This is a genomic window from Methanomethylovorans sp., assembly GCF_041447285.1.
GTDB lineage: Archaea > Halobacteriota > Methanosarcinia > Methanosarcinales > Methanosarcinaceae > Methanomethylovorans.
Map to the genome: position 1 here is coordinate 377,066 of NZ_JBGMEB010000006.1, position 25,856 is coordinate 402,921.

Here is a 25,856-nt window from a genome sequence, read left to right on the forward strand (position 1 = left end):
GGAGTTATGTAATGTTATGGAGTGTTCTCACTCACTGGAGGCCCCATTGTCCGAAACAGAGCCAGTATCCTCTTTTACTTCGCTCTTGTGCTCTTCAATGACTTTTGCTACATATTGCTGTACTTCTTCTTCTGCAAGCTTGCGGAATGAGCGGTCCTGCATTGTAACAACTCCAACTTCAAGTGTAGAAGCATCCAGCTTTCCTTCAGTGGATTTATATAAAGCGGTCATTCCAAGTGTTATAGCTTCATCTATGGTTAAATCTCCGCGATAGTCTGCTTCGAAGACTTCCATAAAAGTGTTCCTTCCGGCACCGATAGCTGTGGCTTTATATTCCAACAAAGCTCCACTTGGGTCGCTTTCAAACAGTCTTGGTCTGGTGTCGTCTACTCCTGCAATAAGAAGTGCGGTACCGTAAGGTCTGACTCCGCCATACTGCGTATAACTCTGCTTGTGGTCACAGATCTTCTTAGCAAGCACTTCAACACCTATATTCTCATCATAGGACACTTTGTTGATCTGTGCTTCAACTCTTGCTCTGTCAACGAGTGAACGTGCATCAGCCACTAATCCTGAAGTCGCGACGCCTATATGGCTGTCGATCTGGAATATCTTTTCTATGGATTCAGCTTCTATAAGCCTGCTGGTAATCCTTTTATCTACTAAAAGTACAACGCCATCCTTTGCTTTGATGCCTGCCGCAGTTGTTCCTCTTTTCACGGCTTCTCTTGCATATTCCACTTGAAAGAGCCTTCCATCTGGACTAAATACTGTGATGGCACGATCGTAACCCATCTGTGGTGTCATTTGCATATCTAATCATCTCCTATTATCAAATTGTCTTTTCATCGGCTCTGTTCTATGAACATTGTTATAACTTATATATTAATGTGCTCGGTTTCTGTTATGGCTGCACACTGTATATACTTTTGTGTCGCGCCCCTAACTGTTCCTGAAATACCTAGTACATGCACTATTGCTCTTTGTCCACCTATGCTGGTTATTGTGGCAAGGGCAGCACGGGATTTTTCAGACATCATGTGGGAGCAACGAAGTATACCTTTCTGTTTATCATAATCCAACAATCTTAATCCACACTCACTAGAACCTATATCTCCTAGAAGGGATCCAATGGCCGCAAAGATCTCACGTAATAGCTCTTCTCTTGACACATCATATTCTGCTATTATCTCTATTGCAAGATAACGCTTCCTCTCCCTCAAGCTTGGAGGAAGTGTTTTCAACAAAACTCCTCCTGGTTTTCTGGGCAGATTTGCTCTTCTATGAGTTCCACACCATCCATAATATAATTGTTTGATCTTCTTTTTCGTTTGAGTATGGTGGTAGGTGTAGCTGTCATGGATTTTATTGCTTCTTCTTTTGTCATCCCAAATAAGCTTGCCAATGCTGCAAGTTCTCTTGGTCCTCTCATATCGTAAATAGATCTTGCAGCGCTTGTGAGTACCATATTCACTTCAAATTTCCTTGCAAGCATGAGCCTCTGCTCAAGTTCTGATATTGCATGTACTCTTTTTCCACCTCTGTATCTTATCAGAGTCCCTACATCAAACTCTAAAGCTATCCCTCTGTCAGCAGCAGCTTTTGCTATCACATGATCGAAACCGCCTTCTTTTATGCCAAGAGGCAACGATAGTATATCTATCTCTGCGGTTTCAATTGCCGATCGGTTAAGCTTATCCGCTCCTCCTTGGGCAATTACTATGTTGGCCTTTCGAGAGTAGCGGCTGGCCAGTGAATGCAATTTGGAAGGATTGTCTTCACATATTTCGATCCCATGCACAAGATCAAAACCAGAACTGTTGAAGTATCTGCATGGTGTACTTCCTTTATTGGCCACTTCTGTTATGCCCGCACCAACAAATCCAAAATGTTTAGCTAAGGAGATAAACTTTTCAATTGAAGCCTCGTCATCTGGTATAAAACGGATGCAGAGGTCATAATAAGCTTCAACCAAACAACTCCTCCACTATCTTTCCAGCTGTTTCTCTGTCCTTTGGATAAGTCTCTATCTTTACTTTGGCAGTAATTGCATCTGAGGATGATACAAGCTTCACACGGCCCATATAAGCTTCTTGTTTATCAAATCGCAGATGAAACACCTGATCATCATCTAGTCTATCTGGCATTTCGTCTCTGAGTGTCTCAATGTCTTCTGGTGTCATGTTGCTGTGAACAAATTCAGCAAAGGACATAGTGTCACGTTTACGTGTAAGCTGTGCACTGAAGATGGTTATAGGATTCCCGTAATGTCCTTCAGCTTCTATAGTGCCTACTATATCTGCGAATGACCGGGACTCCTTTTCCCTATCAAAATTTCTTAAAAACAAACCCAGGGCATCCATTACCCTGGATTTTTCCTCTGTCGAGTGACATATCACTCGAAAACTGATATGATGGATCACTTGCCCCTGTTCATGTTGGACCTGATGCTGGGCCTGTTCTTCTCAGTACCAGTACCACGCTTACCCATGCCTCTTCCTTTCACACCGGCGCTGGTCTTTCCACGGAAGGCACGTCTCTTCTGACTGCTGTTGCAGATCCAGTTAAGGCTGCTATCGCTCTTGATCACTGGGTGGCTTGGGTCTATCAGGATTACTTCATACCACTTCGCTTTGCCATCTTCGCCTACCCAGTAGGAATTCAGAACTTCCATGTTGGGGTATTTTCTGGATGCACGCTCTTCAGCTATTCTCTGAATGCTCTTGCCTGCGGTGGTCTTGTTCTTACCCATGTTGTGGCTACGTCTTCCACGAACATATCTTTGGTTTCTGCGGCTACCTCGCCTTACTTTTGCACGGACTACGATTATTCCCTGCTTTGCCTTGTAGCCAAGAGATCTTGCACGGTCTATACGTGTAGGTCTTCTTATTTTCACGATGGAACCCTGTTCTCTCCATTCTTGAAGCCTCTCCCACCTGAGGTCCTTTACATATGTAGCATCAGGGTTCTTCCATGCATCTCTTATATATCCGTAAAATGATTTAGACAATTATGTTCACCTGTTTCATTTTAAGTTTCACGGTTCAGTCCTATCGGACTACATTCCTACGGGATTCCTCCCGAATGAAACGTGATTAGTACGCACATGATATGATTTAAATGTTTTCGCTAACTTTCAGCTTTTAAACTACCATTTCCAATGTTCTATTTCATTTATTCGCCAAGCTGACGTTCTAAATATGTAGATGCATTCTCCAGAGTTTCGATCATATTTGATATATTTTGAACTATTTTCTGGATGTATGCTTCATTTTGTGGCTTTGTTTCCAGTTCTAACAGCAATTTTGCGTACTCCTGGATATTAGAAGCCGAGCCAAGCAAATCCTGAAGCAGCATATCGGAGAACGTTTCTTTTATTTCTTTCAAACTTAGCAAAAGCTCATCTTTTATCCGCAGTTCAGTGATGTCTTTTCCTGAACATATCAATGCCTCAATATTCTCTTCACTATCGTACATTGGTGAAAAGCTCCAATTAACGATCATCTGGTCTCCGTTTTTCTTTATCATTTTTATTTCAACAGAAGATGAGTTTTCTTCACTCCCTGATATTATGTTGGTAAAGATCTCTTTTCCTTTCTCTTTGTCTTCGGGCGAGATCAAGACATCGAACATGTTCTGTCCAATAAGTTCAAATTCATCATAACCTAGGGATTCATTACCTGTAAGATTCACAAGATTAATCTTTTGTTCGCGATCCACTACTAACATTATAACTCCAGCTACGTCGATACATTGGTATGCATAATTACGCTCTGCAAGTATCCTGTCCTGGAGGTGTTTTATTCTTGTAAGGGATTTTACGCGTGTTACAAGTTCAAGCCTGTTAACTGGCTTGCTTAAGAATTCATCTGCTCCCGACTCAAGGCCTTTAATTTTCTCATCCTTGCCCGAAAGTGCCGTTACCATTATTATAGGAATGAATTGAGTTTCTACTGAGGTCTTCAATACTTTACAGACCTCGTATCCATTCATGTCAGGCATCATTACATCGAGGATTATCACTGAAGGTTTTTCAGACCTTGCCTTCTCCAGTGCCTCTTTGCCGTTATAGGCTCGGATTATTTCATAATCTAATTTGAGATAAAGCTCCATGAGATCCACGATAGCCGGCTCATCATCAACTACTAGTACCCTGTCAAGATCTGATCTTATCATGGTGTTACCTCTATTAAAATCCGTTATTCAGAGAAGAATATATCCTCTTTTTTAACTTGGGATTACTTCTTATAAAAATGCCATCGCACCATATATAATATTTGTGAGCCATATTTTCAAAGAACTTAATGCTCTCATTTGTATCTCTTGATACTATGTTTTCAAACATGGCATCTTCCACCTTTATGCATTCTCATTTCCTCATAAACCTGTATATATTTGAATAAGTATATAGATATCGTATCATGTAAAGGTGTAAAAATAGTAAATACTTTTTGTAAGAAGGTACATGTCGATTGCAATTAATTGAATTACCAAAAGTGGGGTTGGTGAGATTTGAACTCACGATCGACGGGTCTCTCCGAACAAATGCTTCTTCAGCATTCTGAGCACATATCAGTGCTCCAACGGTTCCTCACAGATAAGTCCCGTCGGACAAATCTCAGTAGACCCGTTGTTCATCATCTATCCGCTGGAGCCCGTCGCCATGCCGGGCTAGGCCACAACCCCAGATAGGTGTATCCCCTGAATGCATCTTATTACTGATATATCTATCGGTAATGAGTTATTGAATATATCTCTCATAATAGTTATTTCGAGGGCACTATTCGCATATATCAATTAATATATTTAAATAAATTGCATTCATATGCTTACAAATACTGTTAAATAATATTACGTCCTACTTTCTTGGAGTTAGGAATAGAGGAAGTAAAGATTGCATGATATGTTCTCAAAACAGGGGTATAACCCCTCTGTTTTTGAATTGTATGCCAAACAGCGCTTTCTAATTCAGATACCATAATTTATAGGGGGAATAATTTGTCGCTTGCCAGCAGTAAAAATGTATGTTCCATTAAGGAGCAACAATCTAAGGGCGAATCTCTGAAAAATAATGTTAGTGCACAACTCAAATTATGCAGTTTTTGCCAAACCCCTATGAAAAAACAACTGATTGGCTCAAATGTAGTTTACTACTGCAAGAATTGTGGATGCACTACTACATCCACATAAATATTTATTTTGATCCTATCCGTTATTTCACTCTTTCAATATCACCATATTTTGACAATTTCTCACAGAGCATTTCGATCTCTGATCTAAGTTTTTCTACAGGTATGCCAAACATCTGTGTGAGGTAAATTGCGCCGCCTGCTCCTACTCCTTCTTTTACAAATCCTGCCTCGTACTGTCTCAGTCCCTGCAGGCGTGATTGTCCGAATCCAGGGTCAGTAGCATAGGCTTTTGCATCAAGCTTTTCTGCAAGCTGCTCAAAGTGGGCGGAAGTATCATTCATAACATAGCAGGTTGTTACAATGGTAATGTTATCTGTCTTATAACCAAGATGTTTGATAACTCCAAATATTGTTGCCATCTGCGTGCCACCTGCAAGGATAACTGGTACATCTTCAAGCCCAGCGGCTATTCCCGCCACAGCTGCCATCATGGGGTCTCCTACGCATTTGATGGCTTCCATGGGTTTTTCACGAAGATCTCCTGGTTTAATACCTGAGGATTTCAGAGCATCACACACAACCTGTCTTTTAAGTTCAAGAGGGTTGGTGGAAGCACTGCTGCTAACATTTCCATTATATCCAAGGGCTGCCAGTACCGCATTGGCAGTAGTGGTACCCGCAGGTATACTTTCACCGATCATGACAAAGTCATATTTTTCCTTAAGCTCTCTGCCCAGCTTAAAGCCGCTTTCAAAGATGCTCTGTGCGTCGGGTACAGCTATTGGCTCACGAATGTCTTTTCCCGGGGAACCCCCAATGTCTACCAAGGGCACTGTTTTTGCAGGCAGAATCTTCAATCCGGCATTAACGAGCATATGTGGTACACCAGTTAGGTTAAGTGCCACCCGGGTTATTAGTGCAGGAGTTGGAGTGTCATAAGGTGGTGTCATGGGTAGAATTGGAATGTCCACGACCATGCCTGTTTCAAGTACCTCGGCATCCCCAGGTGGTGTGTAATCAGTTAGTTTTGCTGTTTTACCAGCAGCAGAAATACCTTCTATGTAAGCAGTTTCAGTATTTGCCAACACACACAGGAACAATGGTCTTTCAGGAGTCTTCATATTTTCCGGTGATAATCCTTCCATGATACACCCTCTTTTTGGTAAAAAGTAAGTTTCAAGGAAATCAATATTTCCTTGCTACATAAACTTTTACACTTGCATCTTTACCACACACGGGACATTGTCCTTTGCGGCCCTCTTCCTGTCCAGTGGGTATGCCTAGAATACCTGCACCAATTTCTTCTTCAATCTTCAAACCACATGATTTTTCGCCGCACCAGGGAAGGAGTGCAATCCCCTCTGACAATTTCTCTTTGACATCTTCAAGAGATGAGCAAGAAAATATGCGTCCCTGTACATCTGCTACTGCTGTCTCATAAAGACTGGATTGAATGGCTTTTAATGTATCTTCTACTTCCTGTCTTATGTTCTCCAAAGGTGCCTGCCTCTTTTCTCCCGTATCTCTGCGAACCAGCATGGCAACATTGTTTTTGAGATCACGAGGGCCAATCTCCAGTCTCAATGGAACGCCTTTCATTTCCCATCTGTAATACTTGGCTCCCGGTCTGTCGTCGCTGAGGTCTACTTTAACACTTATTCCTGCGGCTTGTAGGAGCTGCTGCACTTTTTTGCATGCCTGTATCACATCAGATGAGTCTTTGAATACAATAGGAATGATCACTACTTGAATAGGGGATACTTCCGGGGGTAGCACAAGGCCTTTGTCATCGCCATGTATGGATATAAGTGCGGCTATTGAACGTTCAGATACTCCATAGCATGTTTGATGAGCATATACCTGTTCTCCAGCTGGATTCTCGTATTTTATGTCAAAAGTCCTGGCAAAATTGTCACCCAGGTGATGGGCTGTACCAACCTGTAATGTCTTGCTGTCAGGCATCAATGCATCAACGGCTATAGTATAGTCCGCTCCGGGAAATTTATCCCAGTCGGGACGTTTTGAAGCGAGAACCGGAACTGCAAGCCTGCGATAAAATTCGGTATAGATTCTGATTGCTTCATCTACCTGCTCTGCAGCTTCTTCCCATGTGGCATGTACTGTATGTGCTTCTTTAAAAGAAGTAATTTCCCTCAATCTTATTAAGGGTCGTGTATGTTTTGTCTCATACCTGAACGTGTTAACTACCTGATACAATTTCAAAGGCAGGTCTGCGTGTGAGCGTACCCACAATTTATACATAGGGTAGATGGCTGTTTCACTTGTGGGTCTAAGGGCCAACTTAACATCAAGGGGGGAAGTGCCTCCGTGAGTGACCCAATATACTTCATCCTCAAAACCCTTTATGTGTTCTGCTTCTTTCATGAACTCGTTTTCAGGTATAAGAAGTGGGAACAATGTTTCCATATGGTCTTTGTCTAACAGTTCCCTGATAATAGTGTATACGTTTTTCCTTATCGTAAAACCGAATGGGTACCATACATACAGGCCTTTTACAGGATAACGCACATCCATTATTTCTGCTACCTGCAATAGCTCATTGTACCATTCGCTAAAATCCTTCTTCGCAGGAAGGGTTGCATCTTTCTCTTTTTCTGTCATTAAGTCACCTGCTATCTTGATCTGCACGTATAAACAGATGCATTGCTTATAGGCATTTCCTTTTTAAGACAAACGGTATGCTCTATCTGGATATAGGGCAGAATATGTACGTGATTTTAAAAATAGTGAAAGGTGAATGGCTATAAATCAAGCCATACATCCTTTTTTTACTTAAGATCCTTGCTTTTGTCTAACTTCATCAAGGATCATGTTTATAACTTCGTCAACAGAAGCCTGAACTTTCTCGGAAAGGCAAATAGATACTTCTTTCGCCTCTTCGATCTCTATGGCAAAGATCTTGACACTTTTAGGCATTTCCTGGACATGCTGTGCGATGCAGAGCACGTCTGCAATGCTTGTGTCATGTATCGATAGCGCATCACCGGATATGGCATCTTTTATATCTTCAATTTCGAAGCGATGTATGCTGCCAATGTCTCCTGCACCTTTAACTGCGTCTACGATTATGATCTGCTCAGCATTTTCCATAAAGTTAAGTAGTTCTAGACCGCCTACTCCGGCATCTATTACTTCTACATTGTCTGGCAGTTGCGAGTGTATTTCCATCAGTTTATTTGCAATGTGGACTCCAATTCCGTCATCGCCTACAAGAGGATTGCCACATCCCAGTATGCGTATCATTTATCTCTCCTTTTCTGCATTGACGAGTTTTACGTAGTTGCGGTCGTTAAGGTCTTCTTCACCTGTCAGGAATACAGCCTTGTGGTATTTCCACACTTTCGGATCAAACTCGATTATTCCTACATGTATTATTACTTCAATAATGAAGAAGTAAGCCATCAGGAGATGTATGGTCCTCATGAATGGTATTCCACCCATGTTAAAGATAGGTGCAACAATATCTGCTATGGCAAGCAGCCACTGGCTTATGGGCAGACCCAATATGCTCCAGTCTAGGTCGTATATGACAATACCGGTAACTACTATCAGAAATACTGCCAATCCTTCTATTGGTAACAGGAATTTAGTAGCAGGATGCAATTTGTCGATGTACCCTTCATTCTTAACATCATATACTGTGATAGGTGGATAGTCTGCTTTACCTACATAGTTGAGCAGTATCTGCCAACTCTTTTTTACATCTGCAGGGCCAAAGATATATCTATTGAATATGCCAGATACCCTGTGCTTGAGAGCACTGTGCTTTCCAGTTTTGCACATTTCACAATGTGGCAATTCAGTAGTTGCTATGTTGTAAGGAATCATTATCCAGTTAGCTACGATGAACATCACTGCAAATATTATGTGCAGGTAAAATGCATCATGGTATACCATGAATCCCCAGCCAAAATAGATCCTGAATCCGGTGATAAGTAAAACAAATAAAGAGATAAGGTGGGTTAAATGTGCCACCCTCTCCATAAAGGAATGCCTCTCTGCATGTCTTCCCTTATTCGTCATCTAGTCCACCCCTTTATACTATTGTATATGTCTGAGGCTTGTTCTTCTTTGTCAGGTCAATGGTGTGTATAGCACATGAAATGCATGGGTCGAATGATCTTCCGGTATGCAATATGCCTGTGGGGTTTGCATAATCGACTTTAAGCAAATTCTCAATAGCTGAGATCTTTGTTCCTACAAGGCACTGCTCCATTGGACCCGGGACTCCATTTGCATCTCTTGGGGATAAGTTCCATGTGGTTGGTATGACCATCTGGAAATTGGTTAGCATTGAATCTGAACCTGTTTTTGCCCAGTGACCAATTGCACCACGGGGAGCTTCCCAGAGGCCAACGCCCTCGCTATCCTTTGCCATGCTAAGATCTGTGTGGACACAGAACTTTCCGTTTGGATTAAGGTCTACTGTAACCCACTTTAGCAACTGCTCGGTAAGGATGAGAAGTTCCTGTGCTCTAGCCACCATTCTTGTGAAAACGTTGACGCCTGAATACCCATTGTCTGTGAATGCCTTTATCAGACCTGTTGTCAATGGCTCATCTATTGCCATCATACGGGAAATTGGTCCGGCTTCACATGGTATTCCATCGTAACGTGGAGCTTTGAACCATGTGTATCTGCTGGTACTGTCACCATTGTAGTCGATCTCAGCAGCGGTCTTTACTGGGTCTGTTACTCCTTCAAGTGGGTGGACGTTTGTATCTCCTTCATAGAAGGCATGGCTGGTTTCCTCTGTTATCTTTTTATGGTCGAATTTCTGCTTTTCGCCTGCATGGTTGATAAATGCAGATTTTATGAAGCTTTTCTCTCCAAAATTCACTGGGTCATAACCGTCGCCGTTCTCAACATCGTAGAATACACCAAAGCTAAGGAATCCTACATTAGAATCCTTGCTATATCCTCCTAGTTTATCAAGCTTATAGCTTACTGGCAAGCCTAGCAGTTTTTCACCGACGAGTTCTGAACCAAATGCAGCAATCATCTCAACGTCTCCCCAGCCTGCTGCGTGGGAGAAGTCGTTAGTTGTAAGGGATTTGTCCACAAGTCCCTGAAGGTGTTCTTGCAGGAATTTCACTGCATTCTGTGGGGAAGATGCCCTGAATGTGTTATCAAGCCAGGTGGTAGTGTCTACACCAAGGGTTGTGCCATTTACGAAGTCCATTACCTGGAGGTAATATGAGGACATTTTTCCAATGTCAGCAACAGTTGGTGGATAGGTTACTCCTCCTACTATACTTGACATCTGGTGTGGCATCTTTCCGCCTATAAGAGCTATAGCTTCTTCCAATCTTTTCTTTTCCTTGATAGCACCTATGTAAGATGTACCTGGTGTAACTGCTGTTCCATTAAGCTTATAGCTGATAGGTGCAAAGCGGCTGAGAAGTTCGCTCCATATTGCATTCCCAGTATCGCCTAGGGTAGCTAATGCATCTCTATATGCAGGATTGACAACATCAGGTCCCCATAACACGTATATGTGTGTTGCGTGGCTGGCTAATGTATTCAAACACTGGATGATGTTCCTTGTAACAAGTGCATCTTTCGGGATCTGGTCTGCTACTCCAAAGAGGTCGTCAAGAGCGTTAGCAGCTGCCATTGCATGACCTGTTGGACATACGCCACAAACTCTCTGGGTGTAACGTGCTGCATCTCTTGGGTCACGGCCTACAAGTATGCGTTCAAGCCCTCTGAATAGCATGCCTGAGCTCATTGCTTCAGTAATCACACCGTTTTCATCTACTTCTGTGGACACACGGAGATGTCCCTCAATACGTGTTAATGGATCAACTACAACACGAGTCATTATTATTACTCCTGCTTCTTTTCTTCATCTTTATTGAAAACTATCCTGCGAGCAGCATGGGCAGTTACTCCAAGGGCTGCTACTCCAGCTCCAACCTTTGCAATTGTTCCTGCGCTTGCACTTGCCATAAGTGGCTGTCCTTCAGGCATTTGGTAGAATGGAGATGCGCTGTCTGGGAAACCCGGTTCACAGCAGGATATACAGGGTGAACCCGCCTGTGTACACATGCTAACTCCGCCATTCCATTTACGAAGTCCGCAGTCAGAACGTGTGTAAGGTCCCTTGCATCCAACTTTCAGAAGGCATTGAGGACCTGCGAAATCGGTATCAAGTCTACCAGTGTCATAATATCCTCTGCGTGGGCAGTTATCGTGCATTGTGTTGCCAGCAGGGAAGAACACAAGGGGACGGTTGTACTCGTCAACTACTCCATCAAGGCTGTTGACATCTATTTTGCCAAGTATTGCGGCTGCAAGTGTGAGCATGACCCAATCGGGGTGAGCAGGACATCCTGCTATGTTTATAACTGGTTTGTCAATGTTAAGCTCTTTCAGCATACCCTTTGAAGGATCTTCTTTCTGGAATGCCACACCTCTGAAATCAGTGAGATCCACTATGTCACTGTCTCCACAAGTGATTCCCCCATATGCGGCACATGCTCCAACAGCCACTATAAAGGCAGCATTCTGAGCGGCTTTTCCAAAGATCTCTTTAAAGGTACGTTCGCCAATCATGAGGTACTTTCCGGAACCTTCAGGACCATTTGGAATGGAGCCTTCTACTACCAGTACATATCCTCCTTCCTCAATGGCTTCATCCAGCAGCATCTCTGAGTTAAGTTCGGATGTGTTTGCAGGGCTTCCATTAACAAAGATTCCTTGCTGTGCAAGCAAAGTCTCATGGTAAACGATCTCTACACTAAGCTTGTTTATTGCCTGGACAACGTCTGGGTTTGCAGCATCTATAAAAGATTCAGAACATCCAGTACACTCAGCTCCATGTAACCATATGATCTTAGTTTTGGAGAGCTCTAAGGCCTTAGTTATTTCTGTTTGGTGTAAACCGAGGAATGCAGATGCACCAATTGCACCTACAACCTTAAGGAATGTCCTTCTATCCATACTGAAAAAATCAGTTTTCACAGCCTTTTCCATGGGTTCATAGCTCCTACTATATTCATGATTGATTATGATAGTGGTAACGTCATGATTTTTTATGTAGATAAACCTTTCCGACTTGTTTTTCATCTTATAATATCAAATAATATATTTTCAAGAATTATTCTTTTGTTTGTTAAGTATGTTTAAATATCAATAGTAACTATTCGAAAGCCATGTGTATTGCAATCCCTGGCAAAGTTACCTCATTGCTGGATGAGTCAACGGCTGTTGTCGATTTTGGTGGAGTACAAAAAAACGTAAAGCTTGACCTTCTCGGTGATTATGATAGTTCTATTCTGGGGCAATATGTTCTGGTGCATGTAGGGTATGCTATCTCCTTAATATCTGAAGAAGAAGGAAAAGAAACTGCTGAACTTTTTGAACAGCTCCTGGGTGAAGAGGATGTCTGCTGAGTCTGAGATTCTTGCAAAGATACACGAAATCTCACGTCCTCTTCGCATAATGCATATATGCGGTACTCATGAAAGAACGATCTCCCGCTATGGATTGCGGGATGTATTGCCTCCAGAAATAGAGGTTCTTAGTGGGCCAGGTTGTCCAGTATGCGTTACTCCTGAAAAAGAAATAGACCGTGCGATTGCACTGGCAAAGGCAGGTATCATACTTACTACCTTTGGAGATATGATGCGTGTTCCTGGAAGCAGCGGAAGTCTCATGGATGCACGTTCTCAGGGCAGTGATGTAAGGATGGTTTATAGCATTGATGATGCTATCGCGCTTGCTCAAAAGACTCCTGACAAAAAAGTTGTTTTCTTTGGTATCGGTTTTGAAACAACAGCGCCTACAAATGCTGCTGCTGTTTTGCGCAAACCACCTAAAAATTTCAGTTTGATATTATCTCATAGGATAGTTCCGCCAGCACTTGTAGAGTTAGCACATGAGATCAATGTAGATGCTTTTATAGCTCCCGGTCATGTTTGTGCTATTACTGGCACTCAAATTTTCCAGCAATTTGCAGATATGGGTTTTCCAATTGTAGTAGCAGGATTTGAAGTAAAGGATGTTCTCCTTTCTATTCTTATGATATTGGAGCAGAAAGTAGCTGGTCATTCTATTGTCGAAAATGCATATACTAGAGCTGTGAGGAATGAAGGGAACCTTGTAGCACAGAAAATGATGCAAAAAGTCTTTGAAATCGTAGATTCAGAGTGGCGTGGACTTGGTGTAATAGAGAAATCTGCTCTTATTCTAAAACCAGAGTTTGCAGAATACGATGCTGGATTACTCTACAGTGATATCATCACGGAATATTTGAAAGATATGTCCTATAGCAATCCTGCTGCTTCTCTTTGTCAATGCGCCAATATACTAAAAGGCAGGGAAAAACCTGAAAATTGTCCGCTTTTCGGGAAAAAGTGCACTCCCACAACACCTGTTGGGTCCTGTATGGTAAGCCAGGAAGGTATGTGCTATAATTGGTATCGATATAGAGGTGTCTGAGGATGCATGAGTATTCTCTGGCGTGCAATATCATTGAACATGTTATTTCTATTGCAGAGCTAAACAATGCAAAGGCTGTAAATAATATCACTATTGGTATCGGAAAACTGGCTCATGTAAATCCTGATCAAATACTCTTTTGCTTGGAAACACTCGCATCTGATTCCATTGCTCAGGGCACTGAATTCACATTAGTGGACATTTTTCCAGATCTGGAGTGCGAATGTGGTTACTCCTGCAATAGTGAGCAATTAATAAAAGACAGTGACAGATATGATGATATCAGGTTTTTTCTTGAGATACCCTGTCCCACATGTGGAAAAATAATGCATGAACTGGGCGGTAGGGATCTTGTCATACAGAGCATTGATATTGAACAATAATCATTGAACAAAAATATAGGGAGAGTTCCATAATGTTGATGCATGTGATCAATATAGGACATGATGTCCTGAAGGCCAATGATAAACTTGCAGAGAAAAACAAAAAACTTCTGGAAAAGAACGGCGTATTTGCCATTAATATTATGGGTGCCATAGGTTCAGGAAAAACTACACTGATCGAAAGAGCAGTAACAAAACTTGGTGAAAAATTCCGTATTGCTGTAATTGCCGGAGATGTTGTTGCAGATATGGATGCAGGAAGGATTGCAAAGCTTGGCGTAACTACGATTCCAGTGAATACTGGCCGTGAGTGTCACTTGGATGCAAAGCTCGTGGAAAAAGCATTAAAATCCATAGATTTGACAAATGTTGATCTTCTTATTATGGAGAATGTAGGAAATCTAATATGTCCTGCTGACTATCGTCTTGGGGAACATATGCGTGTGGTAGTTGTCAGTGTGACTGAAGGTGATGATATAATTTTGAAACACCCTGTCATATTCAAAACAGCCGATCTTGCAGTTATCCATAAAAAGGATCTTGCAGAAGCAGTGTTTGCAAGTGCAGAAAAAATGGAACATGATGTAAGACAGCTCAATGCAACTGTTCCTATCCTGAAGACCTCAATACACGATCCTACAAGCATGGAGCAGTGGTTCTCTATGATATCTTCCTCTGTTGAAGCACTCAAAAAAGGATGATCAATATGGCACTTCAAGATAAGATCACCATGGAACATGGTGCTGGTGGTCAGTTCATGCAGGAACTGATCAGCAAAACTATTCTCGGTAACATCTCTAACCGCTCTGCAGGAAGTGTAGGTCTCGATGACCTGGATGATGGTGCAACCATCGATTTGCCTGAAAGTCTTAAAGATGGCTCTTCTGAACTTGTAATAACTACTGACAGTCATGTAGTAGACCCCCTCTTCTTTCCAGGCGGGGACATAGGAAGATTGTCTGTCTGTGGGACTGTGAATGATCTGACAGTCATGGGTGCTAAGCCACTTGCGTTGACATGTGCTATCATTCTAAGGGAAGGATTTGAATTATCCTTGCTTGAAAAAATAATCAAGTCTATGAACCTTGCTGCACAAGAAGCAAATGTTGCCATAGTTACTGGAGATACCAAAACCATACAGGGAAATAAACTGGATTCCATTATTATCAATACTACCGGTGTAGGTATAGCTTCACCAGTTATACGTGATAATGGTCTTTCTCCAGGGGATAATATCATTGTTACGGGTAATTTGGGAGATCATGGTGTTGCATTATTGTCTTACAGAGAAGGATTTGATTTTGAGACAAAGCTGGAATCTGATGTTTCTCCATTGAATGATCTTCTAAAAGGGCCTCTGCAATTAAGGACTCCTGAAGGAAAGAGCGTAATCTCAGCAATGAAAGATCCTACTCGCGGAGGTCTGGCTTCCTCTATCAATGAGATAGCTCAGAAAAGCAATGTTGGTATACTCCTTGAAGAAAAATCGATTCCTATTAGCAATGCGGTAAGAGCCGCATGTGAAATGCTGGGTTTGAACCCGCTGGAGATTGCAAATGAGGGAAAGGCTGTCATCGGGGTACGGTCAGAATATGCTCAGGCTGTTCTTGATCTGCTGCATTCTCATAAATATGGCAAAAATGCATGCATTGTAGGAAAAGCCATATCCGAACATAAAGGAAAGGTTTTGCTCAGGACACCTATAGGGAGCCTACGCCAGTTGGCTATGCCAGTAGGTGACCCGATACCAAGAGTATGTTAATTTAGCCTTTTACTCTTTTTTGAGAACTGCATTTATTTCGGCAAGAATCTCATCTTTGCTCTTGCCTTCAGTATTAATTCCAAGGTTTGCTGCAACCTGTTTTACATTTGACTCTTTGTCCTGATCTTGAGTATTATCCTCCGTTTTACTTTCTTTCAGGGATTTCTCATAGTTCTTCAGTGACTGTTCAGACTCTTTCTGTGCTTTCTTGAACTCTCCCATTGAAGTTCCCATGGAACGAGCAAGTTCTGGAAGCTTAGTTGCGCCAAAAAGTAACAATAGAGCTGCAAATATAAGCAGCATTTCAGTAGGTCCTATTCCGCCTATCATTATCTTCACATTCCGTTGTTATTTTAAGGATATTTATCCGTCTATATACGTTTTCCTATTCCACTGATGGTAAAAAGTAGTGAAAACAAGTGTACACACAGTACTATTACATCTTTATTTTTCACTGTGTGCTAGATTCATCACTTATTGCAAATAGAAACTTCAAATAATGAAAATAATTAATTTTTGAGCATCGAATTTATTTCGACAAGGAGTTCATCATTGCTCTTGCCTTCGGTGCTGATGCCAAGATTTGATGCTACTTGTTTTACATTTGAATCTTTTTCCTTGGCCTGTTCTGTACTCTTTGCCTGGGTTGCGTTTTTCATAGATCTTTCATAGTCTCTTAAAGACTGTTCTGATTCTTTTTGAGCCTTCTTAAACTCTCCCATGGAAGTCCCCATGGAACGCGCAAGTTCAGGTAGCTTATTTGCACCAAAAAGCAACAACAGAACTGCAAATATGAGCATCATTTCACTAGGTCCAATTCCTCCGATCATGATTTCCACCATCCGTTAGATCTTGCAGCGATATCAACTATACGCTTTTTGCCTCGTCAGATTTCATCTTTATAGACTCGGCCATCATGTTAAGCAGATCATCTGTACTCTTGCCTTCTACGTCTATTCCGGACGATCTTGCCATTTCTCTGATCTTACTTTCAATCTCTTCTTTTTCGTTTTTTTGAGGTTTCATATCAAGATCAGATAGTCCGAACTCTGCGGAAAGTTGTGCTTTTTTGAATTCCCCATATGCTTTTCCTGTAGCATGTGCTATTTCAGGTATCTTGTCCGGCCCATAGATAAACAATGCAGCAATCAATACTACAATTAACTCTACAGCACTGATCATGATATCGACAATCCTATTCTGTTTTGGGATATATCTTTTTCGTTCTGTTCTTTTTTACTTAGAAGGGCCATCAAATTATTTGATTATTATTTTTAGTTTTATATTTTACATGGTTTTCTATGTTAATTCTACCCGATGGATTTGAAGGATCTAACTATTCCTACCAGATCAACTCAAACACTCAATAAAATCTTGAAAATAGTAATCCGACTTCAAATAATATAACCAAAAGGCATGCACATACAAGTTGTGCTATGAATGTGGGATCTGGAGATAAGAACAGTACAAATGTCAAGAATGAAGTATATACCACGATACGCATTTTGCGCAGTGTTTCACGTTTAATAAGTTGCATCTTCACGGCAAAAAACATTATTACTGGTATCTGGAATACAAGTCCTGCACCAGCTATTAGTGTCACAGCTATAGAAATAGTCTGCTGCACCGAAATCTGGCTTTGTGCGACAGTATCAGATGATAGTATGATATATTTAAACATAAGAGGCATTATGAAATGAACTGCCACTATTGAGCCTGTTATGAAGAACAGAAATGATGTAGGTACAATATTTTTAATGAACTTTCTTTCATTTGGGTACAACCCACGTGCTGCAAATCTGAACATCTCATAGAAAAAGAATGGAAATGTAAAAGCAATAGCAAGAAGAAATGAAACTTCCAGTCTTGCATATATCCACTCAAGAGGTGAGTAAATTGCCATTTCAGTACTGCTTCCAAGGAACATATTCCAGACATATTTCATTAGGTATCCTGAAATTGGATAGGACACAAGCATGAAAACAAACATTGCAATAATAACAACCATTAGACGATTGCGTAATTCTGCTAAATGAGATATCGCTGGTTCGGTGTAATCCCCATGAACCCCTGTTTTGTTCACAGTGTCCTCTTCATTTTTCATGAGTTTTCTCCAATAAAATAGAGTTTCTTCACTATCTTATAGCCTGCTTTCCTACAAAATCATTGAATTTAATAGTTGCTATTGATTCTCCATAGCTCTTAAAAATGATTTCATTTGAATAAACTTATATAGAAATAGGAATTGACTCAACCAAAACGGTAATGATTCTATCATATAATTTAACAACATCACTGGACTATGAAGGATAGCAATACTCTTAATATGGATGTATCTGTAAAGCCTGCTGTAATATAAAAGGAGCCTCCTTTACCGGCAAAAATATGTAATTACGGAGAAGACGATATTTTGGATTCTTATTTTGGAGATCTCAGTGTAATTATAACTGCATTGCGTAAAAAAGTCATTATATTATTCTCTATCTTCTTCATTGCATTTTGCCTATTTTGGGGAGTAACTGGAACTGTAATTAACTCTATAAAAACTGATTTACTTCCAGAAGGTGCAAAACTTGTTTATGTCTCTCCTCTTGAGATAATGCTCCTTAAAATGAAAATTGCTCTTGTATTGAGTCTATTCACTGTAATTCCTGTTATGTTGTACATGGCTCTTAAGATCATATTACAGCGAAAAAAGATTCAGATAAACATAGATTCCAAGTTTTGGTTGCTGATTTCATTAATAATGCTTATTACATTTGTTGGGGGCGTTTGTTATGCATACTTCTTCATGTTGCCTCTTTTCATAGATTATTTATATGTTGATGCATCTGCATCGGGAGTTGTTGCTACTTATTCAATATTCAGTTTCATTTCCTTTGCAGTACAAACCTCAATAATATTCGGTTTTGTATTTCAGACTCCAATCATCCTTTTCTTGTTAAACAGATTTGGTTTGGTACAATATAGTACACTAGTAAGCTACCGTAAGCATATCTATATTATTTGTCTAGTTGTATCTGCTTTCATCACTCCATCTCCAGACATATTTAGTATGGTACTGGTTTCAATTCCGCTACTAATCCTCTTTGAGATAAGTCTTCTACTAGTCAGAATCTCAAATATCGGAAGAAAAAAGAGTAAAACAGCATAACACTTATTCCATTGAAACGAAAATCTGTTTTATATAATGTAGCGACACTCGGTGATATTTACTCCCCATTCTCATTTGAATTTGCTTTCTTCCTTTTTCAGACTGGCCACAAGTGCTTGTCCAAGGGATAGACCTGCATCTCCGCAAGGTACTCTGTTATGAGTAATAAATTCAAATCCCGCCTCTTTTATCTCGTCTTTTATCCTGCATGCAATATGCTCGTTGTATGCCACACCGCCAGTCAGCCCAATTATGTCAATTTTATTCTTCTTTGCAGTCCTTATGGCAAGCTGTGCTATCCCCTTTGCAAAAGCATCTTCATACGCATAGGCCAGATCTGCAACACTATGGTCGTTTTTAAGTTCATATAACTCATAAAGGAGTGAACTGGTATCGAAAATGTTATCACTGATAAGGGGATGTAGTTCGAATGAAGCCGCTTTCCCTGCTTTTGCAGTTGATTCGAGTTTCATGGAAGGTTCTCCCTGATAAGTCCGGTGTTTGCATATTCCCAAAAGTGCAGCTGCTGCATCCAGAATTCTTCCTGAGCTGCTGGACATAATTACGTTGATATTTTTATTTAGTTGCTCTAATACCATCTTCGCTTCTTTTGGGCCGTGTTTTAACTCAAAAGGAAAGCTCAGTAGTTCTTCACTTCCAATTATATCTTTGAGCATTCCCAGAATCATCCTCTCAGGATAATATGAGCACAGGTCTCCTCCAGCCATAGGCTGTGGTTTTAAGTGAGCGCACCTTTTATAATCAGTGTATCCGGATTCAAGTATCTCTCCTCCCCATACTGTGCCATCGGCACCATATCCCACTCCGTCAAGGGCTATACCTATGACCTTTGTATGTCTCTCAATATGTGCATCGGCCATAAGGGAAACAACATGTGCATGGTGATGTTGAACAGGTACGACCATTTCTCCACCATTTTCCGTTGCAAATTTTGTGGTATTGAACTGTGGATGAAGGTCACAACCCCAGTACTCAGGCCTGATCGAGGTTAGGTTTGAGAATTTCCAAAATACTTCTGAATGATACGTAGCTGTTTCAAAATGGTTAGTATTGCCTATATGGGGTGATATATATGCTTTGTCACCGGATGCAAACATCATTGTGTTGCTAAGCTCTGCCCCCACTCCTACGGAAGGTCTTACTTTGAAAGGCAATTCAATAGGGTGAGGTACATAACCACGTGAGCGGCGGATAAAAACAGGGTTCTTTGCAATGCACCTGATAACAGAATCATCTATGCGGTTCTCTATTTTCAGGTCATGTATCAGGTAATGGTCTGCAATTGCTGACAGCTCCTCTATTGCAGCGTTAGAATCTATCACCATTGGGAGGCCTGGAATATTGGCAGATGTCATCACATATGCTGAACTTGATGTATACTGAAAGAGAAGCTGCTGAATACCTGAATACGGCAGCATTACTCCTATGTTATGTAGTCCAGGTGCTATTTTCTCTAAGTGATGTAGATCTTCTTTTTTATCCAGGACAACTATGGGGCGTTTGCTGCTTTCAAGAAGTTTTTCTTCTTCTCTGTCCACATAAACGAACTCTTTTGCAGTTTCAATATCTTTTACCATAATAGCAAACGGCTGCTGGGATCTGCCAAGTCTTTTTCTCAACAGGCCAACTGCTTCATTTTGAAAGGCGTCACATGCCAAATGGAAGCCACCGTATCCTTTCACAGCTACTATTTTCGCTGCATCAATGGCTGTAGCACATTCCAATATGGCATCATTGCCATGTGAATATACTCTGCCGCTATTATCTGTAAAACTGACTTTGGGGCCGCACTCTTGGCAGCATACTGTCTGTGCGTGGAATCTTCTATCTGCAGGAGTTGTATACTCTTCATCACATGTAGTACATGGCTCAAAAAAATCCATAGATGTATTATATCGGTCGTAAGGTAAGGATTTTATAAGGGTATACCTGGGGCCGCATTCTGTACATGAGATAAAAGGATATCGATAACGTCTGTTGTGAGGATTTGAAAGCTCTTCGATACAGTTCTTGCAGATGCCGATATCAGGCACCAGGATAGAACTTGGAGTAGTATCAACGTTACTTCTTATGATCGAAAAATCACTATAATGAGAGATTTCTATATCTTCGGCTTCGAGTGTGTAGATCTCGCTATGTGGGGGTCTTTCAAATTTAAGATCATGAAGAAATCTGTCTATCTGCGATCTAGTTCCTTCCACAACAATTTCAACACGGCCACCTGTGTTCCGCACATATCCGCAAAGATCATATTTTTTTGCAATACGGTATACAAAGGGTCTAAAACCTACTCCCTGCACGATACCTTCGACTATTATTTTCTTGCAGACAAAAGTCATTGTTTTTTCAATCTCTGCAACATCTGTGATATCGAATTCTGAAGCCATATATGATCTGTTTTGATATCCATGCCTACAAAAGTGAATAGAAAAATATGGTACAACATAATTTAACTTTCCCTTGCAAAAAGAAAAAGTTAGAAAATTCAATTGATAGGTTAATTCCCTATCGTATGTTCATCACATGAATCCATTTCTATCTCAGAAGTCTCTGCATCAAAGACTATCATGCCTGTTTTAAGATTACGCGCTTCTTGTGGCGTAAGCTTGCAGCATATAGCCTTTTCAGATATAATTGCACTGTTTCCCATAGGATCTTCTACTATTATTGTGAGCTTCTGCTTACCATCAATAGCCTGCTGTATCATCTCTTGCAACTTCAGGCCATGTTCAAGTTTGTCTGGCTCTTCTGCAACCCATTTAGTTGCAGTGACCACCACTGCGAGTATTCGGTCAAGCAGACCTTCTATATTAGTGATATAAGATTCAGAGATGGACCCTGGCTCCACCATTATTCCAAGTTCAGGTACTTTTATAGTTCCTGAAGTGGAGCGCACGAATTTAGCATAAAGGTCTTCAGGCCCTTCAATGGTCAATTCATATCTCACTGGCTCTTTCTGAGACAGAATTATTGTGTCAGTGAAACGAAAACTGCAATCGCAGCATGCCGTAATAAACATGACATCCCCAAAATATGGGATGTCATCTCTTTCCCAGTTTATCAGAATCTCTTTGTGGCACAAAGGGCAGTGCGTACGAGTTACGAATGCAGCCTGTGGAGACTCAACTATCAATATCTTCCACCAACTATCTTTGAACGGTCGATCTTAATACCAGTGGGAGTTACAAGTACCTGGTCTTCTTTAAGTCCGGCTATGTCTCCATGTACATCTATGACAACGTCCTTCAGGTCCTTCAGAGCCCTGTCCAGCATGAGCTTATCGTTCTTGATAGTGGAGATATCTATCATCAGGATGTTACCCTCATAAACTTCCTTCTTGAGTAATGCAAGGTCATTGAGGTTGGTAAGCTCTGCCACTCTCACATATGTTTCTGCAGGCTCTTCTCCTGTTACTTCTTCATATTTGCTCAAGTCAAGCTCAGTGAATTCATCTTCGCCTGTAGACGATTTTTTAGTTGCGCCAAAAAACTTATCCATTATCTTTGCCATAACATGCACCCTTTATCAGATTAGTGTTTATTTTATTATTGGACTGATCTAGTTAAACATTATCTTCTGCTGCTTTAGCAACTTCATTATTTATAAGAACATCCATATATTTTAACGATTATGCTTTGCGACTCTTTACAATTCGATATTCCATATCTCATCCCCTACATGATGCAGGGATTTCACAGCTTTTCCTGAATCCGAAACCATTTCTTTTCCAGGGACAAGTGCCTTACCGATAGCAAGAGGCTTACCATATTTCTCTTCCTTTACGATCACAGGATCGCCTTTCAAAATACTCTCGTCAGCGCGGACTATGCCGGGACTCATCACATCTGCACCATTTACCACAAAGCGCACGGCACCTGAATCCACAACTACCACATTCTTCTCAAAGCCAAGTTCGATGACTCCTCTCACAGTCGGGAAATATATATTGTCAACAGCAAATAAGAGTACTTTCCCGTCTATGAGTATAACTGAAGTATCGCCTGCCTCAGCATGTTCAAATTTGTTCGATGCAAATTTCTCTACTATAGTGTCCCCATACATCGATTTGAGGTCATCGAGCAGTTTATTCTTGGCAGATTTCCTAAGTTGTATCCTTCCTCTGATCTTCAATAGACCACCTGGTTTCATTTTCCAGTGATTAATATCATAAGGTACTAGCACAATTAAAGATTACGAAAAGGGAGCAATAACCTCCCCTTTCATCTAATTATTACAACTGGAATGCCCCTTACATCCAGAACATCCACAGCTCTGCCAGCAGATATCACTTCTTTTTCTATCTCCACGCTTTCAGGACCAAGCTCTACAATACCACTACTAGTTTGTAGACTTATTTTGCCATGCTGCTCCATATCGCTTACTACCTTTTTCGGGTTAGCTTCGGTAAGAGCTTCAATTATAGCTTTCGCCTGGCCTTTAAACTTAGGACCAATGACTCCCATGTTCGGCTTAACATTCACAGGAACATGCTCGAAATCAGGACATCCGATTCTAACATCTAATGAACTGTTTGTTGCACCCATGATATCGGTCCTAGCTCCTATTATCATGCTTGATGCGCCACCAATATTGCTACCGGATATCATTGTATATATTTCAAGTCCTTTCAAAGGAGCATTCAGAGCTATACCATGTTCGGATTTGTATCTCCTTACACTGCTTACGATCTCTTTGATAAGTTCCCCTGCCTTGCCTGCTTCTTCATCCTTCCAGGAGTTATCAGCCTTTGGCCAGGATTGCATATGTACACTGCCGGTTCCCAGTCTCGAATACATTTCTTCTGCGAAGAAAGGTGCAAATGGAGCAAGCAATTTAGCCAATGCATCTATTGTCACGTAAAGCGTATACTGTGCTGCTTTTCTGTCTGCTTCATTGTTGCCATACAGGCGGGACTTGACAAGTTCGATGTAATTATCTGCCACTACGTCCCAGGCAAAACCCCGGATGGCTTTGAAAGCTTCATCGAACTGGTATGCATCCATGTTCTTGGTTGCTGTAGTTATTAGTTCGTATAGGTTATTGAAGAGCCATCTGTCAACAATGTGGAGGTCTTCTTTTGCTACTGCATCAGATTTATCCAGGTCCTCGAAGTGGGACATAGAGAACCTGTATATGCTCCACATCTTGGAAAAGAAGCGCGATGCAGCTACTACATCTTTCCAGCGGAACATCACATCTGAACCCGGTGCACCTCCTATGGCTGCCCATTGTCTGAATGAATCCGCGCTGTATTTTTCTATGACTTCTTCAGGGGCGATAATATTGCCCAGCGACTTGCTCATCTTGTGACCATCCTCACCAAGGACCATACCATTCACAAGTATGGAATCCCATGGGCGTTTGCCTGCAAGTGCCACAGAACGGAGGATCGTATAGAAAGCCCATGTCCTGATTATATCATGGCCCTGTGGCCTCAATTGTGCAGGGAGTCTACTTTTGTGGTCAGTGAGCCAGCCAGTTACATGCTGAACGGTTATGGATGAATCCATCCATGTATCAAGCACATCCTCTTCAGGTTCGAAATTAGTACTACCGCATTTGCTGCACGGTTCTCGGGGTGATTCCTGGGTAGGGTCAATGGGCATCCACTCTTCCTTTGCTACCATCACCTCTCCGCAGTCCTTACAGTACCATACAGGTATGGGAGTTGCAAATATGCGCTGTCTGGAAATACACCAGTCCCATTCCATGGTACCCAGCCAGTTCTCAAGCCTGACCTTCATGTGTTCAGGTGTCCAATTGATCTCATCAGCAGCTTTTCTGATGTCATTGGTATCTATCTTGACGAACCACTGCTTTTCAGAAAGGATCTCAATGGGAGTGTCACATCTCCAGCACATTCCCACGTTCTGCTCAAGTTCTTTCTGATCATATAGGTAGCCTTCTGCCTTGAGATCTGCAATGACTGCTTCCTTACATTCCGGAATTTTCATGCCTGCGTATTTGCCTGCGATCTTTGTCATAAGGCCATTCTTGTCAATTGCCTTACGCAAGGGTAGCTTATGCTCCACCCACCAGCGCACATCCTGCTTGTCACCAAAGGTACAGATCATCACAACGCCAGTACCAAAAGCAGGATCAACTACGCTATCGCCTATTACGGGAACTTCATGCCCGAACAGAGGTACTTTTACCTTGCTTCCAATATGCTCTTTGTAGCGTTCATCTTCAGGGTTAATGGCAACTGCCACACAAGCTGCCATTAGTTCAGGCCTGGTGGTGGCTATCTTTAGTTTGTCAAAATTAAGGAAATTCAGTTTCGTGGTCCTGCCTTCATATTCAACTTCTGCAAAAGCAATGGCAGTTTCACATCTTGGACACCAGTTCACGGGATGTTCGGACTGGTAGATCCTTCCCATGTCATACATTCTGCGGAAAGACCGCTGGGTCTTGGAGTAGTATGCAGGCTCCATGGTGATGAACTCATTACTCCAGTCAACAGAGAATCCCAGATTCATCATTGTATTGCGCATTTTACCAATGTTGCTGATCGTCAGTTCACGGCACATTCTCCTGAACTCTTCCCTCGGAACCTGGTTCTTTGTTATTTTATGGATGTCTTCCACCTTTACTTCTGTAGGAAGTCCGTGGCAGTCCCATCCCTGTGGGAACATCACATTGTAGCCGCACATACGCTTGTAACGTGCAACAAAATCAATGTAGCACCAGTTAAGAGAGTTCCCTATGTGAAAATTACCAGTAGGGTATGGTGGAGGCGTATCAATAATGAACTGCGGTCTTTTGTAGTCTTCCCAGTCAAAATGGTACATGGACATGTCCCATGCTTCCTTCCACTTTGGCTCGACCTCATGAGGGATATATTCCTTTGGAACTGTCATTACAACTCTCCGATAAATATGATCTAGTGATTGTATAGTACCCGTTACAGTGGTTTATCATTATTTAAATATATCTGG

28 protein-coding genes and 1 tRNA gene are annotated in these 25,856 nt (G+C 41.4%); 6 read left to right on the plus strand and 23 right to left on the minus strand.

Annotated features, from left to right (window positions below; translation table 11 throughout):
* Positions 1–27: 27 nt before the first annotated feature.
* The 14 genes from psmA to ACC612_RS04565 form a co-directional block, all read right to left on the minus strand.
* Positions 28–813 (minus strand): archaeal proteasome endopeptidase complex subunit alpha, encoded by a 786-nt coding sequence (gene psmA / locus ACC612_RS04500; protein ID WP_371853276.1) that lies wholly within the window; start codon positions 811–813, stop codon positions 28–30.
* A gap of 65 nt (positions 814–878) precedes the next feature.
* Positions 879–1,244 carry an Rpp14/Pop5 family protein gene (locus ACC612_RS04505; protein WP_371853277.1) on the minus strand — a complete coding sequence of 122 codons (366 nt, stop codon included), beginning with the start codon at positions 1,242–1,244 and terminating at the stop codon, positions 879–881.
* The gene (gene rnp3 / locus ACC612_RS04510) at positions 1,241–1,975 is read right to left on the minus strand and encodes a ribonuclease P protein component 3 (protein WP_371853278.1); all 735 of its coding nucleotides are present in this window, start codon (positions 1,973–1,975) and stop codon (positions 1,241–1,243) included. Before rnp3 ends, ACC612_RS04505 begins: the two co-directional genes overlap by 4 nt.
* A complete protein-coding gene (locus tag ACC612_RS04515) occupies positions 1,968–2,423 on the minus strand; it encodes an RNA-binding protein (protein WP_371853279.1) in 456 nt (151 codons plus the stop codon). Before ACC612_RS04515 ends, rnp3 begins: the two co-directional genes overlap by 8 nt.
* Positions 2,420–3,010 carry a 50S ribosomal protein L15e gene (locus ACC612_RS04520; protein WP_371853280.1) on the minus strand — a complete coding sequence of 197 codons (591 nt, stop codon included), beginning with the start codon at positions 3,008–3,010 and terminating at the stop codon, positions 2,420–2,422. Before ACC612_RS04520 ends, ACC612_RS04515 begins: the two co-directional genes overlap by 4 nt.
* A 164-nt stretch (positions 3,011–3,174) precedes the next feature.
* Complete coding sequence (locus tag ACC612_RS04525; protein ID WP_371853281.1) at positions 3,175–4,176, minus strand: response regulator; 1,002 nt, start codon at positions 4,174–4,176, stop codon at positions 3,175–3,177.
* A gap of 13 nt (positions 4,177–4,189) precedes the next feature.
* Positions 4,190–4,345 (minus strand): hypothetical protein, encoded by a 156-nt coding sequence (locus ACC612_RS04530; protein WP_371853282.1) that lies wholly within the window; start codon positions 4,343–4,345, stop codon positions 4,190–4,192.
* A 152-nt stretch (positions 4,346–4,497) separates the two neighbouring features.
* Positions 4,498–4,686: transfer RNA gene (locus ACC612_RS04535), tRNA-Trp, on the minus strand.
* Positions 4,687–5,212: 526 nt separating this feature from the next.
* Positions 5,213–6,277, minus strand: a complete 1,065-nt coding sequence (gene cobT, locus ACC612_RS04540; protein ID WP_371853283.1) for a nicotinate mononucleotide-dependent phosphoribosyltransferase CobT — start codon at positions 6,275–6,277, stop codon at positions 5,213–5,215.
* 40 nt (positions 6,278–6,317) lie between these two features.
* Positions 6,318–7,754 carry a proline--tRNA ligase gene (gene proS, locus ACC612_RS04545; RefSeq protein WP_371853284.1) on the minus strand — a complete coding sequence of 479 codons (1,437 nt, stop codon included), beginning with the start codon at positions 7,752–7,754 and terminating at the stop codon, positions 6,318–6,320.
* Between the two features lie 171 nt (positions 7,755–7,925).
* Complete coding sequence (locus ACC612_RS04550) at positions 7,926–8,396, minus strand: hydrogenase maturation protease (protein ID WP_371853285.1); 471 nt, start codon at positions 8,394–8,396, stop codon at positions 7,926–7,928.
* A complete protein-coding gene (locus ACC612_RS04555) occupies positions 8,397–9,176 on the minus strand; it encodes a cytochrome B (protein WP_371853286.1) in 780 nt (259 codons plus the stop codon).
* Positions 9,177–9,189: 13 nt separating this feature from the next.
* Positions 9,190–10,977 carry a nickel-dependent hydrogenase large subunit gene (locus tag ACC612_RS04560; protein ID WP_371853287.1) on the minus strand — a complete coding sequence of 596 codons (1,788 nt, stop codon included), beginning with the start codon at positions 10,975–10,977 and terminating at the stop codon, positions 9,190–9,192.
* Positions 10,978–10,982: 5 nt separating this feature from the next.
* Entirely contained in the window at positions 10,983–12,224 is a 1,242-nt protein-coding gene (locus tag ACC612_RS04565; protein WP_371853288.1) for a hydrogenase small subunit, read from the minus strand.
* 86 nt (positions 12,225–12,310) lie between these two features.
* Between ACC612_RS04565 and ACC612_RS04570 the strand changes: the two genes are divergently transcribed.
* From ACC612_RS04570 to hypE, 5 genes are read left to right on the plus strand one after another with little or no spacing between them, the layout of a single operon-like run.
* Positions 12,311–12,550 carry a HypC/HybG/HupF family hydrogenase formation chaperone gene (locus ACC612_RS04570; protein WP_371853289.1) on the plus strand — a complete coding sequence of 80 codons (240 nt, stop codon included), beginning with the start codon at positions 12,311–12,313 and terminating at the stop codon, positions 12,548–12,550.
* Positions 12,540–13,598 carry a hydrogenase formation protein HypD gene (gene hypD, locus ACC612_RS04575; RefSeq protein ID WP_371853290.1) on the plus strand — a complete coding sequence of 353 codons (1,059 nt, stop codon included), beginning with the start codon at positions 12,540–12,542 and terminating at the stop codon, positions 13,596–13,598. The genes ACC612_RS04570 and hypD overlap by 11 nt, the downstream gene beginning before the upstream one ends.
* A gap of 2 nt (positions 13,599–13,600) precedes the next feature.
* Positions 13,601–13,981 (plus strand): hydrogenase/urease maturation nickel metallochaperone HypA, encoded by a 381-nt coding sequence (locus ACC612_RS04580; RefSeq protein WP_371853291.1) that lies wholly within the window; start codon positions 13,601–13,603, stop codon positions 13,979–13,981.
* 38 nt (positions 13,982–14,019) lie between these two features.
* Complete coding sequence (gene hypB, locus ACC612_RS04585) at positions 14,020–14,682, plus strand: hydrogenase nickel incorporation protein HypB (protein WP_371853396.1); 663 nt, start codon at positions 14,020–14,022, stop codon at positions 14,680–14,682.
* A gap of 5 nt (positions 14,683–14,687) precedes the next feature.
* Positions 14,688–15,743 (plus strand): hydrogenase expression/formation protein HypE, encoded by a 1,056-nt coding sequence (gene hypE / locus ACC612_RS04590; RefSeq protein WP_371853292.1) that lies wholly within the window; start codon positions 14,688–14,690, stop codon positions 15,741–15,743.
* 9 nt (positions 15,744–15,752) lie between these two features.
* On the opposite strand, the gene ACC612_RS04595 is transcribed toward hypE, so the two are convergent.
* From ACC612_RS04595 to tatC, 4 genes are all read right to left on the minus strand, one after another.
* Positions 15,753–16,073 carry a twin-arginine translocase TatA/TatE family subunit gene (locus tag ACC612_RS04595; protein WP_371853293.1) on the minus strand — a complete coding sequence of 107 codons (321 nt, stop codon included), beginning with the start codon at positions 16,071–16,073 and terminating at the stop codon, positions 15,753–15,755.
* A gap of 179 nt (positions 16,074–16,252) precedes the next feature.
* Positions 16,253–16,573 carry a twin-arginine translocase TatA/TatE family subunit gene (locus tag ACC612_RS04600; protein ID WP_371853294.1) on the minus strand — a complete coding sequence of 107 codons (321 nt, stop codon included), beginning with the start codon at positions 16,571–16,573 and terminating at the stop codon, positions 16,253–16,255.
* A gap of 37 nt (positions 16,574–16,610) precedes the next feature.
* On the minus strand, positions 16,611–16,925 hold the full coding sequence (locus tag ACC612_RS04605) for a twin-arginine translocase TatA/TatE family subunit (RefSeq protein ID WP_371853295.1): 315 nt from the start codon (positions 16,923–16,925) through the stop codon (positions 16,611–16,613).
* Between the two features lie 181 nt (positions 16,926–17,106).
* Positions 17,107–17,847 carry a twin-arginine translocase subunit TatC gene (gene tatC, locus ACC612_RS04610; RefSeq protein ID WP_371853296.1) on the minus strand — a complete coding sequence of 247 codons (741 nt, stop codon included), beginning with the start codon at positions 17,845–17,847 and terminating at the stop codon, positions 17,107–17,109.
* 348 nt (positions 17,848–18,195) lie between these two features.
* Here tatC and ACC612_RS04615 point away from each other — a divergent pair, with 348 nt between their 5' ends.
* Complete coding sequence (locus ACC612_RS04615; RefSeq protein ID WP_371853397.1) at positions 18,196–18,897, plus strand: twin-arginine translocase subunit TatC; 702 nt, start codon at positions 18,196–18,198, stop codon at positions 18,895–18,897.
* A gap of 71 nt (positions 18,898–18,968) precedes the next feature.
* Here ACC612_RS04615 and hypF read toward each other — a convergent pair whose 3' ends face one another.
* The 5 genes from hypF to ACC612_RS04640 form a co-directional block, all read right to left on the minus strand.
* Entirely contained in the window at positions 18,969–21,305 is a 2,337-nt protein-coding gene (gene hypF, locus ACC612_RS04620; RefSeq protein ID WP_371853297.1) for a carbamoyltransferase HypF, read from the minus strand.
* A 110-nt stretch (positions 21,306–21,415) separates the two neighbouring features.
* Positions 21,416–22,051, minus strand: a complete 636-nt coding sequence (locus ACC612_RS04625; protein ID WP_371853298.1) for a ZPR1 zinc finger domain-containing protein — start codon at positions 22,049–22,051, stop codon at positions 21,416–21,418.
* Complete coding sequence (gene sepF, locus ACC612_RS04630) at positions 22,048–22,428, minus strand: cell division protein SepF (RefSeq protein WP_371853299.1); 381 nt, start codon at positions 22,426–22,428, stop codon at positions 22,048–22,050. Before sepF ends, ACC612_RS04625 begins: the two co-directional genes overlap by 4 nt.
* Before the next feature lie 135 nt (positions 22,429–22,563).
* Positions 22,564–23,049: an RNA-binding protein gene (locus tag ACC612_RS04635; protein WP_371853300.1), complete on the minus strand. Its 486-nt coding sequence runs from the start codon at positions 23,047–23,049 to the stop codon at positions 22,564–22,566.
* A gap of 89 nt (positions 23,050–23,138) precedes the next feature.
* A complete protein-coding gene (locus tag ACC612_RS04640; protein ID WP_371853301.1) occupies positions 23,139–25,778 on the minus strand; it encodes a valine--tRNA ligase in 2,640 nt (879 codons plus the stop codon).
* Positions 25,779–25,856: the final 78 nt, after the last annotated feature.

Excerpts from the sequence above, each read along its gene's own strand:
- ACC612_RS04555 (WP_371853286.1), bottom strand. The coding sequence starts at position 9,176 with ATGACGAATAAGGGAAGACATGCAGAGAGGCATTCCTTTATGGAGAGG.
- cobT (WP_371853283.1), bottom strand. The coding sequence starts at position 6,277 with ATGGAAGGATTATCACCGGAAAATATGAAGACTCCTGAAAGACCATTG.
- psmA (WP_371853276.1), bottom strand. The coding sequence starts at position 813 with ATGCAAATGACACCACAGATGGGTTACGATCGTGCCATCACAGTATTT.
- ACC612_RS04600 (WP_371853294.1), bottom strand. The coding sequence starts at position 16,573 with ATGATCGGAGGAATTGGACCTAGTGAAATGATGCTCATATTTGCAGTT.
- hypE (WP_371853292.1), top strand. The coding sequence starts at position 14,688 with ATGGCACTTCAAGATAAGATCACCATGGAACATGGTGCTGGTGGTCAG.
- ACC612_RS04605 (WP_371853295.1), bottom strand. The coding sequence starts at position 16,925 with ATGATCAGTGCTGTAGAGTTAATTGTAGTATTGATTGCTGCATTGTTT.
- ACC612_RS04560 (WP_371853287.1), bottom strand. The coding sequence starts at position 10,977 with ATGACTCGTGTTGTAGTTGATCCATTAACACGTATTGAGGGACATCTC.
- ACC612_RS04565 (WP_371853288.1), bottom strand. The coding sequence starts at position 12,224 with ATGAAAAACAAGTCGGAAAGGTTTATCTACATAAAAAATCATGACGTT.
- proS (WP_371853284.1), bottom strand. The coding sequence starts at position 7,754 with ATGACAGAAAAAGAGAAAGATGCAACCCTTCCTGCGAAGAAGGATTTT.
- ACC612_RS04640 (WP_371853301.1), bottom strand. The coding sequence starts at position 25,778 with ATGACAGTTCCAAAGGAATATATCCCTCATGAGGTCGAGCCAAAGTGG.
- ACC612_RS04525 (WP_371853281.1), bottom strand. The coding sequence starts at position 4,176 with ATGATAAGATCAGATCTTGACAGGGTACTAGTAGTTGATGATGAGCCG.
- ACC612_RS04595 (WP_371853293.1), bottom strand. The coding sequence starts at position 16,073 with ATGATAGGCGGAATAGGACCTACTGAAATGCTGCTTATATTTGCAGCT.
- hypD (WP_371853290.1), top strand. The coding sequence starts at position 12,540 with ATGTCTGCTGAGTCTGAGATTCTTGCAAAGATACACGAAATCTCACGT.
- hypF (WP_371853297.1), bottom strand. The coding sequence starts at position 21,305 with ATGGCTTCAGAATTCGATATCACAGATGTTGCAGAGATTGAAAAAACA.
- ACC612_RS04530 (WP_371853282.1), bottom strand. The coding sequence starts at position 4,345 with ATGTTTGAAAACATAGTATCAAGAGATACAAATGAGAGCATTAAGTTC.
- ACC612_RS04550 (WP_371853285.1), bottom strand. The coding sequence starts at position 8,396 with ATGATACGCATACTGGGATGTGGCAATCCTCTTGTAGGCGATGACGGA.
- sepF (WP_371853299.1), bottom strand. The coding sequence starts at position 22,428 with ATGGCAAAGATAATGGATAAGTTTTTTGGCGCAACTAAAAAATCGTCT.
- ACC612_RS04570 (WP_371853289.1), top strand. The coding sequence starts at position 12,311 with ATGTGTATTGCAATCCCTGGCAAAGTTACCTCATTGCTGGATGAGTCA.
- hypB (WP_371853396.1), top strand. The coding sequence starts at position 14,020 with ATGCATGTGATCAATATAGGACATGATGTCCTGAAGGCCAATGATAAA.
- ACC612_RS04580 (WP_371853291.1), top strand. The coding sequence starts at position 13,601 with ATGCATGAGTATTCTCTGGCGTGCAATATCATTGAACATGTTATTTCT.
- tatC (WP_371853296.1), bottom strand. The coding sequence starts at position 17,847 with ATGAAAAATGAAGAGGACACTGTGAACAAAACAGGGGTTCATGGGGAT.